General features: G+C 32.3%; 12 protein-coding genes. 4 read left to right on the top strand and 8 right to left on the bottom strand.

What is annotated here, in order from left to right:
- From lpxD to gcvT, 4 genes are all read right to left on the bottom strand, one after another.
- The gene (gene lpxD / locus AC23L6_RS07530) at nt 1-999 is read right to left on the bottom strand and encodes a UDP-3-O-(3-hydroxymyristoyl)glucosamine N-acyltransferase (RefSeq protein ID WP_487561289.1); all 999 of its coding nucleotides are present in this window, start codon (nt 997-999) and stop codon (nt 1-3) included.
- 152 nt (nt 1,000-1,151) lie between these two features.
- Nucleotides 1,152-1,865, bottom strand: a complete 714-nt coding sequence (locus tag AC23L6_RS07535; RefSeq protein ID WP_487561288.1) for a YebC/PmpR family DNA-binding transcriptional regulator — start codon at nt 1,863-1,865, stop codon at nt 1,152-1,154.
- 73 nt (nt 1,866-1,938) lie between these two features.
- Complete coding sequence (locus tag AC23L6_RS07540; protein ID WP_487561287.1) at nt 1,939-3,954, bottom strand: S41 family peptidase; 2,016 nt, start codon at nt 3,952-3,954, stop codon at nt 1,939-1,941.
- Nucleotides 3,955-3,957: 3 nt separating this feature from the next.
- On the bottom strand, nt 3,958-5,040 hold the full coding sequence (gene gcvT / locus AC23L6_RS07545) for a glycine cleavage system aminomethyltransferase GcvT (RefSeq protein WP_487561286.1): 1,083 nt from the start codon (nt 5,038-5,040) through the stop codon (nt 3,958-3,960).
- Between the two features lie 268 nt (nt 5,041-5,308).
- On the opposite strand from gcvT, the gene AC23L6_RS07550 reads away from it, so the two are divergent.
- The gene (locus AC23L6_RS07550; protein ID WP_487561285.1) at nt 5,309-5,614 is read left to right on the top strand and encodes a hypothetical protein; all 306 of its coding nucleotides are present in this window, start codon (nt 5,309-5,311) and stop codon (nt 5,612-5,614) included.
- A 120-nt stretch (nt 5,615-5,734) separates the two neighbouring features.
- Here AC23L6_RS07550 and AC23L6_RS07555 read toward each other — a convergent pair whose 3' ends face one another.
- The gene (locus tag AC23L6_RS07555) at nt 5,735-6,301 is read right to left on the bottom strand and encodes a DUF4256 domain-containing protein (RefSeq protein ID WP_487561284.1); all 567 of its coding nucleotides are present in this window, start codon (nt 6,299-6,301) and stop codon (nt 5,735-5,737) included.
- A gap of 292 nt (nt 6,302-6,593) precedes the next feature.
- Between AC23L6_RS07555 and AC23L6_RS07560 the strand changes: the two genes are divergently transcribed.
- Entirely contained in the window at nt 6,594-7,898 is a 1,305-nt protein-coding gene (locus AC23L6_RS07560) for a hypothetical protein (protein ID WP_487561283.1), read from the top strand.
- A gap of 207 nt (nt 7,899-8,105) precedes the next feature.
- Here AC23L6_RS07560 and AC23L6_RS07565 read toward each other — a convergent pair whose 3' ends face one another.
- Both AC23L6_RS07565 and AC23L6_RS07570 read right to left on the bottom strand, forming a co-directional pair.
- On the bottom strand, nt 8,106-9,338 hold the full coding sequence (locus AC23L6_RS07565) for a hypothetical protein (RefSeq protein ID WP_487561282.1): 1,233 nt from the start codon (nt 9,336-9,338) through the stop codon (nt 8,106-8,108).
- Nucleotides 9,339-9,588: 250 nt separating this feature from the next.
- On the bottom strand, nt 9,589-10,458 hold the full coding sequence (locus AC23L6_RS07570) for a lysophospholipid acyltransferase family protein (protein WP_487561281.1): 870 nt from the start codon (nt 10,456-10,458) through the stop codon (nt 9,589-9,591).
- 108 nt (nt 10,459-10,566) lie between these two features.
- On the opposite strand from AC23L6_RS07570, the gene AC23L6_RS07575 reads away from it, so the two are divergent.
- Nucleotides 10,567-11,208 (top strand): rhomboid family intramembrane serine protease, encoded by a 642-nt coding sequence (locus tag AC23L6_RS07575; RefSeq protein WP_487561280.1) that lies wholly within the window; start codon nt 10,567-10,569, stop codon nt 11,206-11,208.
- A gap of 49 nt (nt 11,209-11,257) precedes the next feature.
- Nucleotides 11,258-11,953 (top strand): SIMPL domain-containing protein, encoded by a 696-nt coding sequence (locus AC23L6_RS07580; RefSeq protein ID WP_487561279.1) that lies wholly within the window; start codon nt 11,258-11,260, stop codon nt 11,951-11,953.
- 59 nt (nt 11,954-12,012) lie between these two features.
- On the opposite strand, the gene glgP is transcribed toward AC23L6_RS07580, so the two are convergent.
- A complete protein-coding gene (glgP, locus tag AC23L6_RS07585) occupies nt 12,013-13,677 on the bottom strand; it encodes an alpha-glucan family phosphorylase (protein ID WP_487561278.1) in 1,665 nt (554 codons plus the stop codon).
- Nucleotides 13,678-13,872: the final 195 nt, after the last annotated feature.

Genomic DNA, 13,872 nt, shown 5'->3' on the forward strand with positions numbered 1-13,872 from the left:
TTATTTATTTGAATCTCTAACCAAGCGTTTTAAAATCGCCCATTGTTTAAGAGCATCACGCGCTTCTACTGCAGGATACCCAAGCATTACTTTCCCCGCTGGAATATCACAAGTAACACCAGAACCAGCACCAACTGTTGCGCCATCTCCAATTGTAGTATGATCTTTAATTGAAGCACTACCGCCAATAATAACACCATTTCCAAGCGTCACAGAACCGGCCAATCCGCTATTACCAGCCATAATACAAAAACGACCTAACTTGCTGTTATGACCTATCTGTACTAAATTATCAATTTTACAGCCATCACCCAAAACAGTAGAACTAAATTTACCTCTATCGACACAGGTATTAGCACCGATTTCAACATTATTACCGATAATTACATTTCCAATTTGAGGGATTTTTACCAAACCTTTTTCAGGGTCAGGTCGAAATCCAAAACCATCTGCACCGATAGTAGCATTAGGATGAATGATACAATTATTACCTACATGACAACGCTCACGAATGACAGCTCCTGACCAAATAATAGTATTTTTCCCGATGCTACATTCGTCTAAAATCGTAACGTTAGGGTAAATGATTGTATTATCTCCAAGCTGTACCTTAGGTCCGATGTAACATCCTGCACCAATTTTGACTCCATTACCCACTTGAGCGGTAGAGTCGACTACTGCGGTTGGATGGATGTCTGAGTGGAATAATGGACTTGGTGGTGCAAAAAGAGATAAGACCTCTGACATAGCTAAATCGGCATTCTTTACTTTTATAAAAGCTCTATTTTCACCAGGTTCAATAGAAATATCCTCGTTAACTACAGCTGCACATGCTTTTGAAGTCGTCCAGAATTTTTCATATTTTTTACTGCCAATAAATGAAATTTCGGTTTCATTGGCATTTTCTAATTGTTCGGGAGCAGTTATTTTTTGAGAAGTATTTCCAATAATAACGCCTTTTAATATGGTATTTATTTCTTGTAGTGAATAGGATTTCATTAATTGTGATGAATTTTATTTGAAGATTGACATCAAATTAAGGGAACTTACCATGAAATACCTAATAAATTTCATAATAATATAGTAAGAATACTATTTACGAATGAACATACACAACAAAAGCTTAATACGATGAAGTTAGTCTGAGTAAATTAGTTTTCTTCCATGGTATGATAGACGTTCATCACGTCATCATCTTCTTCAATTTTTTCAATTAGTTTTTCTACATCAGCCATTTCAGCCTCGGTTAATTTTTTGGTGATTTGTGGAATTCGTTCAAAGCCAGAAGAGAGAATTTCTAGTTTTCTGTTTTCCAATTCTTTTTGAATGGTTCCAAAACTTCCAAAAGGGGCATAAATTAAAATTCCATCTTCATCTTCAAAAACTTCTTCAGCACCGAAATCAATCAATTCCAATTCTAATTCTTCAGGGTCTAAACCTTCTTTTGGGATACGGAAATTACAGGTATGGTCAAACATAAACTCAACAGAACCTTGAGTTCCCATGGTACCGTTACATTTGTTAAAATAACTTCTGATGTTGGCAACCGTACGATTATTATTATCTGTGGCTGTTTCAATTAACAATGCAATACCATGTGGTGCATAACCTTCAAAAAGTACTTCTTTATAGTTTGCTGTATCTTTATCGGTAGCTTTTTTTATGGCACGTTCTACATTTTCTTTCGGCATATTCGCAGCCTTAGCATTTTGGATAACGGCTCTTAATCGAGAGTTGGCATCTGGATTTGGTCCGCCTTCTTTAACGGCCATTACAATATCTTTACCAATTCTAGTAAATGCTTTGGCCATTGCCGACCAACGTTTCATTTTTCTACCTTTTCTGAACTCAAACGCTCTTCCCATTTCTATTTTATTTTAAAGTGCAAAAATAACTTTTTCATTATCAATTTTCAAAATTTTAATTTAATGTAGTTTTCTATTTTAATTCACTCATAATTTTAATGGACTCAAAAACACGAAAGTTGGATTTTAAATTTTTTATTTGTGTGCTATTTATAGATTTTAAGTAGCTACTCAACTGCATTCTTTGTATTTCATTTGAAGTATTGCTTATAAGAAATGGGTAATCGGTCTTACTAAATATTTCTATTTCTTTCCAACTTTTTATAAATTCTCTCGTTTGACTAAAAACAGAATTGAATTGCAAAGGAATTGCTAAAGACGTTTTATAAAATTGATTAAATCTTACCTTCATACTGATAATTTTTTGTAAATCTGTATTCGTTTTTTTAGTTAGGGAATATTTTAAAATCGCTTCTTTTTGTTTTTCATTCATAGGATATTTATTGGTATCAACAACACTTTCAATTTTATCGTTCTTAAATGCGGTTTTACAATCTTTTTCTTTAGGCATTTGATCATCAAATAAATTTGGAATTTCGATATCAGGTATGACACCATTGTACTGATTACTTTTGCCAGTAACACGGTAAAATTTCCCAATGGTAATTTTAAGAAATTGATTCTGTTCATCATTTAATGGAACAATTTCTTGAATTGTTGCTTTTCCTAACGATTTTGTTCCAATAATAAGAGCTAAATTGTAGTCTTGCATTGTATTAGCAAAAAATTCACTTGCAGAGGCAGAAAAACCATTGATAATAATAATGATTGGACCGGAATAAATGTTTCTGGGTTTTTGATTGCCAATAATTTCTTTTTTACCTGATTTTGTAACAATTTGTGCTAAAACAGGAGCGTTCATAAATAAACCGCAAAGATTTATTGCTTCTAGCATTGAACCACCTCCGTTATTCTCTAAATCAATAATTAATCCACTAATTTTATCTTCCTTTAGTTTTTTTATTTCATTGGCTACATCATCACTTACATTTGTTTTCCCATTCTCTAAAGTGGAATAAAAACTTGGAATTTTGATATATCCTGTTTTTTGATTTTCTCGTTCTAATATATAACTAAAAACGCTATTTTGATAATTTTTCATTACTTGTTTGTAGAGATTTGAGGTGTAAACTTCTCCACTTTTTTTCTTCATTGTTAAAGAAACATTTTTGTATTCACTGGAGTTTAAAATTTTTCCAATTTTTTCAAAATAGTTACAATTTACCGAGTATACTTCTTGTTTTGATTTTATTTTGATAACTTGGTCTCCTACTTCTAATTTTTCAGAAAAAAAGCCTGGTCCACCCGGTAATATTTCATCTATAACTATATTATTTTTATCTTTTACTGAAAAACTTAAACCTAGAGTAAAATCATCGGAACTGATAGTTGATAGAAAATCAGATTTCTCATTGGTTGAAAAAAAAGTTGTATGCGGGTCGAAATAGGAGCAAAATACGTTGAAAAAGAGATTGCTGAACTCCTCGATTGTTAGGTTATAATTGTTTGCTTCACAAGTAAAATCTTCAAATACTTTTTGTTTTGAAGCTTCCGAAATGATAGAAAATAAGTTTTGTATAGAATCCTTGTTAGAACTAATTTCTGTTATTTCTCTTAGTATATTATAAAGCATTATTTTTTTATTGAATTTTTTCAAATCGCTCTCTGTTTTTAAATAAGGCATAGTATTTTTAGAAGACCTTATTATTTCGAGACTACTTAGCGGAAATTTTTCCTTTTTTACGTTTTCAATAATTGCAATGTGTCTATTAACTGCTTTTTGGTAGCTGCTGTAAAATTCATTTAGGAAACTGCATTTAGCATTGATGATGTTATCGTCTAGTTTATATTTATATTTTTTTAAACTATTAATTTCTGATTCTAGAAACAATTCATTTTTTCGATCTATTGTTTTTAGAAATTGGGTAAAAACATAAGCCGATAAACTATCGTTTATGGGTTTTGGTTTGAAATGAAACTCTTTAATTAATTCATTAATTTTGGATAAAGTAGTGCAGGCATCCGTTTTAGTCTGTGCAATACCATCATTTAGTAAAAATAGGAGTAGTATAATGAATGTTTTTTTCAATTCTTATTTCTTATAAAACGGTAATTTGACCACTTTTGCTGGAACATCATTTTTTCGAATTCTAACAAAAATGTCATTTCCTATTGCACTGTTTTCGGAGTTAACATATCCTAATCCAATACCAACATTCATTGAGGGAGACATGGTTCCAGAGGTTACTATTCCTATAGTATTCCCATTCTTGTCAACAATCTCATAATCATGCCTCGGAACGGCACGCTCTTGCATTTCAAATCCAATTAATTTTTTTGAAACACCAACTTCTTTTTGCTTTTTAAGGTTGTCTGAATTGGTAAATTCTTTAGTAAATTTAGTAATCCATCCCAAACCTGCTTCTATTGGAGAAGTGGTATCATTAATGTCATTTCCATATAAACAAAATCCCATTTCTAAACGCAAGGTATCTCTGGCAGCCAATCCAATGGGCTTGATGTCAAAAGATTTTCCAGCTTCAAATACTTTGTTCCAAATGGTTTCTACTTCTGAATTTTTGCAGTAAATCTCAAAACCTCCCGAACCCGTATAGCCAGTAGCTGAAATGATAACATGGGGAAACCCTGCAAAATCGCCCACTTCAAAATGATAGTAGGGTATGGCTGATAGTTTTACAGACGTTAATGATTGCATGGCTTCAACAGCTTTAGGCCCTTGAATGGCTAATAATGAATAGTCATCGGAAAGGTTTCTCATTTCGACTCCTAAATCGTTATGAGTTGAAATCCAATCCCAATCTTTATCTATGTTTGAGGCATTGACTACCAATAAATACTGGTCGTCTTTTATTTTATAAATGATTAAATCATCTACAATTCCACCTTCATAGTTGGGTAAACAGGAATATTGAGCTCTACCTATAGTTAAGGTTGATGCATCATTAGATGATACTTTTTGAATTAAAGCCAAAGCATTAGGTCCCGATAGTAAAAATTCTCCCATGTGTGATACATCAAAAACTCCCACACCGTTTCTGACGGTTTCATGTTCTGCATTGACACCTTCATATAGGATAGGCATATTGAATCCTGCAAAAGGAAGCATTTTGGCTCCTAAACTCTCGTGAATGTGCGTTAATGCTGTATTTTTCATATTAGTTTGGTGTAAAATTTAAAGGGACTAATGTATTCATTTTATTCAGAGTGGCAAAGATTTTTTGGCAGCTTTTTGTGACTCTTACTTCATCATAGCTTGGTAATTTTATCTTGTCAAACTTGATATTTGTATTTCTGTATATTGAATTCTTAATTTTGACACAATTATTTTATTAGTTTCACTTTTTTTAATACTTTTATTAAAGAATTCAACATAGCAAAGTTGAAAAGCAATTTTATCCAATCTTAATTTTAATTTAATTACTATGATAGTACAGTATCAAGGGGAACAAAAAGGAGTTCCTACCACATTTACCATAAGAATCATTGGAAACAATTTGTCGAAAAGTAGTTCTAATTACCAACTTGATTTATTGGTAGGAGACAAGCAATTACCAACTTTTACAACTGCGATTCATCAAAGTTTGTCTAATTGTTTAAAGGAAATTTATTTATTCAGAAAGCACAATCATATCACGTTTAATCCAGCTTCAGAAAAGATAGCTCCTAAACTAGTTCCTTATGATTTGGTCTTATACAATTACAACAAGCACGCTTTGTTTATGGCATAAATCAATTCTTAAAAAAAGTAAAAGACTGCAAAAAGGCAGTCTTTTTTTATGCATTATTTTTAATAATCTATAAAATCTGCTTTTTCTGTGAGCTTTTTGATATTTAGTAATTATTTGTAATTACACTCTTAGACAAGCACGAAACCCTCTTGCGGCATAATAAGATTCAGCGCCGTTATGATAGATAAAAACATGATCGTAACGAAAATCTGCAAACAAAGCACCTCCTAATTTCCGAATGGCTACGGGTGTTTGTATCCAGCTTGACGTTTTGGTGTCAAATTTTCCAAGTTGTTGCAGATTGCGGTATTGTTCCTCCGTTAAAAGTTCTACACCCATTGAGGCGGCTCTATCTAAAACACAATCTTTTGGTTTGTTTTCTTTTCTGGCGTCAAGCGCTTGGCGATCGTAGCAGAGGCTTCTTCGTTCTTTGGGACTTTCTACAGAGCAGTCATAAAAAATATATTCTATTGTTGATTCATCAAAACCAACGCAATCGGGTTCTCCTCCTGTTTGTTCCATTTCATTAAGTGACCATATTTTTTCTGGATAGGCTTCTAGCTTTGCCTTTATTTTGGCCCACTCTAAACCCATATGCCGATTTATATTTTTCTCAAAACGAGTTTGTAAGATATTGAGTAGTTCCTCACGTTGTTTGGGGTTTAACTCTTTTTTGGTGGTATTCATGGTATTTATAAAATTTTGCCAATAGCTTTTCGGCCTACTTTCTTTATATAAAATATAAAAATACGGTTATGTTTTGACTTTACAAATTACTTTTTGTTTTTGAGAGATAAGCAAGATACTCGTATTATATTAGATTTGTCTTATACAAGTATCCCTATCTTTCTCAAATATATAAATAAACTTTCAAAAAAATCCATCAAAATATTAGAAGTAGCAAATACGAATTTTATCGTATTTTTTTTATTTCAACATCACAATATATTTGTTTTTAGTAATCATTAAGTACAATACAATGAAAACCTTTTTAATTTTAGTAGCAAGTGTACTAATAATCACATCTTGTTCGTCAGACTCCTCCAATGAGGGCGGAGGTTCAACTGCTGGAAGTACCGTCTCCCAAGAAATCAATCCCGTAAAAGATTTTTATGCTTCAAACGGAGCCACTTTCAAATACAGACTTTACAATTTTCCTCCAACAGAGGGAAATACCAACAATAACAATATTCATACCGCTGAAATTTATAAAATACTGGAAGAAGGCGGAATTTTTTCGGTAGTGGCAAAGTTTACCCTGCCAGCCATTGATCTTGTTAGTTATGGCGCTACGCTCAATTGTCAAGGCGATTACAACAATCCCGAAATAAAAAATTATGTGCTTATTCAAGCCTCGTCTGCCTTTGATGATTTTGAAATTGACAAAAATTTCACCCGATTGGTATCTTACAATTATTCGGCTGGAGCTCATGGTTCTTATGGTTTTTCGGGTGCCAGAATTTATGTTCACAATCCTACCTATTTTTCTGGAGCTGTTTCTGCTAGTGCCAATCAAGGATATCTACATACTTTGAGCGATAGCAATTTTATGTTAAGCATGGGATTGAATTCTAATGTGGGCAAGCCAACTTTCTATCAATACAATCCTACAACCTATACTTGGACGGGAACTGTTGTGCCTCAAATGGATTATGTGCAAGGCAGCGGTATAAACATCCCGACTACAAATGATGCTTCCAAAGCGGGAAATAGCGATAAGGTATTTTGGGCTTGGTTGTCCTTTACGGGCACTCCCGACACTGGAAAAATAAACATCATTTCGTTTAATTACACTAGCGGTTTTAGTGCGGTTACTTCACTTTCTGGTATTGGCAGTATAGGAACGGGTTTGAGTATGGAATACAAGCACACCATTACGCTTTGTAAAAATCCCAACAATCTAAATCAGCCCTATATGGTGGTGAGGCGTTATAATACGGATATTTTAGACATTTATAAATTTACAGGAACTGCCATTGAAGTGGTTAAAACGGGAGTGACCTTGCCAAGTGCTATTCCGTTGTTTCCTGGAAATACGATTCGCTCATTCAAAGAAATTAAATTCACTGGAGACAATGTGTACTTGATTACGGGATTAGACAAAAATCTCTACAAATTATCAGGCTCGACCTTTGTAATCGACAAACCTAATTTGACCCTAGCAGAAGAGAAAATATCTGCCATAGAATCTACCGCTAGCGGGATTTTGATTTCGGTAATAAAAGAAGTTGACTCCAAGCCGTTAACCAAAGTAGTTTCGGATGTTGTATTGCTCCCCAATTAGTGAAGCGATAGCGGTATGAAAACAAACAACCCTTTCAACATAGAGATGAAAGGGTTGTTTGTGTTTTATGACGGTTTCTTGCTAGGCGAACGTTGCGGAAAAGCGAAACGATTTATTTCCAGTGAAGACAGGAAATTATTCGTGAGAATAATGTTGAAGCTACGAAAATCAAGCGATTGCGCTTATTAGCTGTTATATGCAGCTTTATTAATCTGTTTTTTCGTTGAACTCACTTGTTGCTAGAGAATTGAGTTCTTCATTTTCTCGTAACTCATCAAATATTGGCCATTCCAAATAATCAGCTATTGAAAATTCGTCAACTATTATAGCTTGTTTAAATAATAGAATTCCTTCATTAAATTCGTCCTTAAGTATATGATTTACAATTCTAAAAATAGGAGAAAGAGTACTTATTCTAATTTCATTTAATTTTTTTTGACAAGCTTCTTTCTCGCCTAATCTTTTAAGTGCTATGCAATGATTGAATTTTGATCTTAATACACAATTGTCTTCATTATCGTTAAGAGGTTTTATATGTGTTTCAACATATTCACAAACTTTCGTAGTAATTAAATATTTTTTTTGTTTTAGCAATTCAAAAGAAGTTGTCAATAATTCAACTATTGCTTCTGTAGTGGTATTTTTTTCCCATTTACCCCAGCTATTCATTATTAATAAGATTCCAGCTATTCGAATCTCATCTATAGCTTTTTGGAAATATTTAACTTTAATTTTTGCAGTGTCACCTATAGCTAAGTTGAATGGGTTTCCAGATTTAGTGATATACTTCTTATTAACGATGGAATTATTATGAACTAAAATGTGCCTTCTTTCTCTTATTTCATTGATATAGTTCCAATCAACAAACTCTTCTGATAAACCTACTTTTAAACTCTGAAAATACTTTTTGATTTCTTCAAAGTTTAAATCAATTAGAAGTTTCTCTACTTCTTTAAACAATATTTCATTATATGCCTCATCTATTGTAGAATAATTTTTCAATTCGCTAAGTGAAATTGAGATATTTTTTTCTTCAATCTGATTTTTGTTATTTATAAAATAATACGTTAATAAATCCGCGAATAGAAATTCAAAGTAATTATTAAGTGTAATAAATGCCCCACTAGCTAATATTTCAAAATTTTTATCTCTTAATTTTGGAGCTTCATCTATTTTTAAAAGTAAATATGCATATTTTTCTTTTGAAATAGATGTAAATAATTCTCTTTCCGCATTTTGATCGTTTATATTATCGTCCAGTAATTTAAGAAATTTTTTCAACACTTCTTCGCCAAAAATTTCTTTAATGGAATCTTCATAATATTTTGTTCGATTCTCTAGACTGGACTTATCTTCTTCTAAAGCTTTCATAGCAAGCTTTTTAAAGAAAGTTTCGACACTTTCAATATTTTGCACAAAATTCTCAAAAATAGAAATCATTTAGTTCTTTTTTTCTTCTGACATTTGATGAATTGTTTAATGTTTGGCAAAAGTTGCACATAACTTGTATATATGAGCTAAAAAGTTGCGCCAATCTACCCAAAATAGGGATGATATACGCAACTCACTAGCGCATTATTTTCAAATATACTATTTTTTTACACATCATCAAATGGACTTTACTTTGCTGAATACCATAACCATCAAACAAACAACCCTTTCAAAATTGTTCTGAAAGGGTTGTTTGTTTTTATCTGCGGTGTTTCCATCGTTTATGTGTCCAGAGGTAATATTCTGGTGCTTCGTGGATTTGTTGTTCTACCAGTTTTAGGAATTGATCGGTGATTTCATAATTGGGAACTTCGTTGGCATTCTCGGATAGCGTTTGAAATTGTGCTTTATAATAGCCTCGTTTTACTTTTTCTACTTTTAGGAAAACTACGTTCATATCATATTTTTTGGCCAACATTTCGGCACCTGTATGCACAGGAACTTCTACACCCATAAAGGTATTCCAATGAAATGCAGATGAAATTCTTGGAGATTGATCGCTGGCAAAGCCGTAAATTCCTAAAACATTATTTTTAAAATTTTCGCGAATAGTGGGAATAGTTTCTTTGGTGGTGATCAAATTCGCCTTGAATTTAGAGCGAATGTCACGTACCAATTTATCAAAATATTTGTTATTGATTCTCTTGTAAATAGCAAAACCTTTAAAATTGATCTTACTGTTGATAGAAATTACCCATTCATAGCTTGCATAATGCGCACACATCAGGGCAATGCTTTTGCCTTTTTTTTCTAAATCTTTGTATATTTCTATATTGACAAATTGAAATCGTTTGTCCATTTCCGATTCAGAAATAGTCATGGTTTTTATCATTTCAAGAAACATATCACACATGTGGTGGTAGGATTTTCTTTCGATAACTAATCGTTCTTTTTTAGATAAATGGGGAAGGGCTAGAGCTATATTTTCTCGAACTGTTTTTTTTCGGTAGCCAATAATGTAGTAGATAATAACATAAACAAAATCAGAAAACAGGTATAACAATCTAAAAGGCAATATGGATAATAACCAAAGTAGAGGATATAAAAAAAGATAAAGTAAAAACTGCATTAAGTTAAATTTTGCACAAATATACATCTAAAACTATATTTAAATGACTCTGTTTAACAAAAGCTAAACAAACAATATCTATTTTTACAACAACTAAAATCAAATTAAATGAGTAGTATTCTTATAATAATTATTGTTTTAAATCTAATTGTCAGTTTCAAGGGTTTCAATGATTTGTATTTCTTTAGAAAATATGAATTTCATATTGGAAGCATTCGCTCAGGAGAACAATTTAGGATGATTTCATCTGGTTTTCTGCATGCTGACCTCGGACATTTATTCTTTAATATGTTCACGCTGTTTATGTTTGCACCCGTTGTGACTAGTTATCTGGGCGATTTTTCTTTTCTTCAAGTTTATGCTGCTAGTCTAGTTTTTGGAAGTTTATTGACCTTATATTTTCATAAAAATGATTACAGCTATCGAGCAATTGGAGCTTCGGGTGCTGTTACTGGAGTTTTATATTCGGCTATTTTATTGCAGCCTGATATGAGTTTGTTTCTGTTTTTTATACCAATTCCCATTCCTGCTTATCTTTTTGGGATAGGGTATTTATTGTATTCTATTTATGGAATGAAAGCTAAAAATGATAATATAGGTCATACGGCACATTTTGGTGGAGCCATTGGAGGATTTGCAATAACACTTGTAAAAGAGCCTCAAATGCTTACTGAAAACACATTTATGGTTGTCCTTTTAGCGATACCAATTGTGATTCTTTTTGGTATGGCTAAAGCAGGAAAATTATAATTGGCACAACATTTGAATACTCAAAACAAAACTATTTAATTTTATAAAAATGAAAAAAGCAGCACTTATTTTAATTTTAACCTGTACCACTTTATTAGAAGCTCAAGAACTCAAACAGGTTCCTATGATTAACGTATCGGGAGAAGGGAAGGTAAAAGTAACTCCAGACCAAGCGTTAATTTCTATTTCTTTAGAAACAAAAGGGCTTAAGGCTACAGATGTAAAAAAAGAAAACGATACCAAGATGGATGCTGTTATCAAGTACATCAAGAAATGGAATATTACCAAAGAAGATTTTCAAACCCAACGTGTTTCCTTGTATCCAAATTATGATTACGAAAAAAAGAAACACAATTATGTCGCCACACAATCGGTTCAAATACTTCTAAAAGATTTAACAAATTATGATGCTATAATTGATGGTTTGGTTGATATTGGAATCAACAGAATTGATAATGTAGAATTCAAATCGTCTAAGTTTGCGCAACTTCAATCTGATGCTCGAAAATTAGCTATAAAAAATGCTAAGGCTAAGGCAGAAGATTTTGTTTCTGTGCTTGGGCAAAAAGTGGGGAAAGCCATTACCATTTCAGATAATTCACAAAATTACAATCCACAACCTATTCGTTATATGGAAATGAAAACTATGGCAATGGCAAACGACCAAGCTGCACCTAGAGAAACATTAGCGGTTGGAGAAATAGAAATTGTAACTAATGTAAGTGTCAGTTTTATTTTAGAATAGCATAGAAATATATAAGAAACAAAAAAGCTCATTTCACAATGAGCTTTTTCTATTTTAATTTATTTGTACATCTTAGTATAATATTCATCCGCCATTCTATCGGAATCAAAGAACGGAACAACTTGTTTCATACTTGTTTCCACCAAATCCCACCATTTCTTTGGTTTGTTGTAATACAAAGGAAGGATTTCTTTTTCCAACATTTCATATAGATTGTCCAAATCCATTTGGTCTTGTTGGTAAGCAGGTAAAGTATGATCTACAATTGGTAATACAAAAGAATTCTGCGTTTTGTTCATATCTTTAAACTCTCGAACCCAACCATCGTTGGTAGAAAAATTAATCGCTCCATTCATCGCTGCAGTCATACCTGATGTTCCAGAAGCTTCTCTAGTAACTCTAGGATTGTTCAACCAAATATCGGCACCTTCTTTTAATTGACGGGACAATTTCAATTCATGACCTGTTAGAACCGCCATGTTTTTAATATTCTTACTGATGTGTGTTAGATTATCAAAATTATGAATAGCACCAAAATCCATAGGGTAGGGCTTTCCAGCAAAAATAATCTGAACGGGTTTATCGGTATTAGACAATAATTTGATAAAGCGATTGTAATCTCTTGTAATCAAATCAGGTCTTTTGTATTCTGCAAATCGTCTCGCCCAAACAATAGTTAGAATTTTTGGGTCGAATAATTTCCCTGTTTGATCGGCTACAACATCAAAAAGTTTCGATTTTAATCTTGTTTTTCTTTTGATTAGAGCTTCTCTGTCTTTGTTTTGTAATGCTTCATCTAACCAAGCATCTGCCCAATATTTTTTGTTTTGTGCATTAGTGATGTGAGTTATTGGACAAATTCCTGAAAAGTCTTTCCACATATCTCTTGAAACTTCACCGTGAAGTTTAGAAACACCATTGGCATAATGACTCAATCGTAATCCTACCAAAGTATGATTGAAGGTATTGTCATAAATTCCTGTTATTTCTCTAACTTTTTCTAATGGAATTCCATCAAAGAAACTCAAAGAATGTAGCAAATTAATGTCATGTTTTTCATTACCAGCTTCTTCAGGTGTATGAGTAGTAAACACCATTTTTTTCTTGATAGCTTCTACATCATTGTATTTGTTGTACAAGTGAAACACACATGATAAAGCATGCGCTTCGTTTAAATGATAAATATCTGGATCATAATCCAAAGCATCCAATAATTTGGCACCACCTAATCCCAGAACCATGGTTTGAGCTATTTTGGCAATTGGGTCAGAATCGTATAATTTGAAAGTAGTCGACTTAGCTAGATAATCATTCTCAGGCAAATCAGTTGAAAGGAAAAACATTGGTACAGTTCCAAATGTTTTTGGATTCAAATAATAAGCCGTAACCCAAACATCATGATTGTTAATTTTTATGGTAAACTTGATATTGGTTTCTTCAAGGAAATGATAGATTTTTTCTTGAAAAAGAACACCCATTGATAGGTCTTCTTTTCTGTATTGGTCATAATATCCTTTTTTCCAAAGAATGCCAATACCGATTAGATTCTGTTTTAAATCATAAGCACTTCTCATATGAGAACCTGCTAAAAAACCTAGTCCTCCAGAATATATTTTTAACGATTGATCAATTGCAAATTCCATTGAAAAATAAGCAGCTGGTTTGCTGTATTTTTTGTTAAATGCATAAGGATGTTTGTATTTTTCAGGTAGTGTTTTACTCATTTTTACTTTATTTTTAAAGTTAACATACAAACAAATTTAAAAGATAATATTAATTTTAAACTAGTGAAAACATGAAAAATAGATAAAAAACCGTCTTTTTTTGCAAAAAAATCTACTACCTCGTTGTAGTAAAGTAAGATTTGTTTTATAAAATAAAAGAACCTTCTTTTGGAAAGTTCTTTAACATTACTTTTA

It is taken from the genome of Flavobacterium sp. R1_16 (genome assembly GCF_057652095.1).

Coding starts and splice junctions, on each gene's coding strand:
- AC23L6_RS07580 (WP_487561279.1), top strand. CDS start 11,258: ATGAAAAAAGCAGCACTTATTTTAATTTTAACCTGTACCACTTTATTA.
- AC23L6_RS07570 (WP_487561281.1), bottom strand. CDS start 10,458: ATGCAGTTTTTACTTTATCTTTTTTTATATCCTCTACTTTGGTTATTA.
- AC23L6_RS07550 (WP_487561285.1), top strand. CDS start 5,309: ATGATAGTACAGTATCAAGGGGAACAAAAAGGAGTTCCTACCACATTT.
- AC23L6_RS07555 (WP_487561284.1), bottom strand. CDS start 6,301: ATGAATACCACCAAAAAAGAGTTAAACCCCAAACAACGTGAGGAACTA.
- glgP (WP_487561278.1), bottom strand. CDS start 13,677: ATGAGTAAAACACTACCTGAAAAATACAAACATCCTTATGCATTTAAC.
- AC23L6_RS07565 (WP_487561282.1), bottom strand. CDS start 9,338: ATGATTTCTATTTTTGAGAATTTTGTGCAAAATATTGAAAGTGTCGAA.
- gcvT (WP_487561286.1), bottom strand. CDS start 5,040: ATGAAAAATACAGCATTAACGCACATTCACGAGAGTTTAGGAGCCAAA.
- lpxD (WP_487561289.1), bottom strand. CDS start 999: ATGAAATCCTATTCACTACAAGAAATAAATACCATATTAAAAGGCGTT.
- AC23L6_RS07575 (WP_487561280.1), top strand. CDS start 10,567: ATGAGTAGTATTCTTATAATAATTATTGTTTTAAATCTAATTGTCAGT.
- AC23L6_RS07535 (WP_487561288.1), bottom strand. CDS start 1,865: ATGGGAAGAGCGTTTGAGTTCAGAAAAGGTAGAAAAATGAAACGTTGG.
- AC23L6_RS07560 (WP_487561283.1), top strand. CDS start 6,594: ATGAAAACCTTTTTAATTTTAGTAGCAAGTGTACTAATAATCACATCT.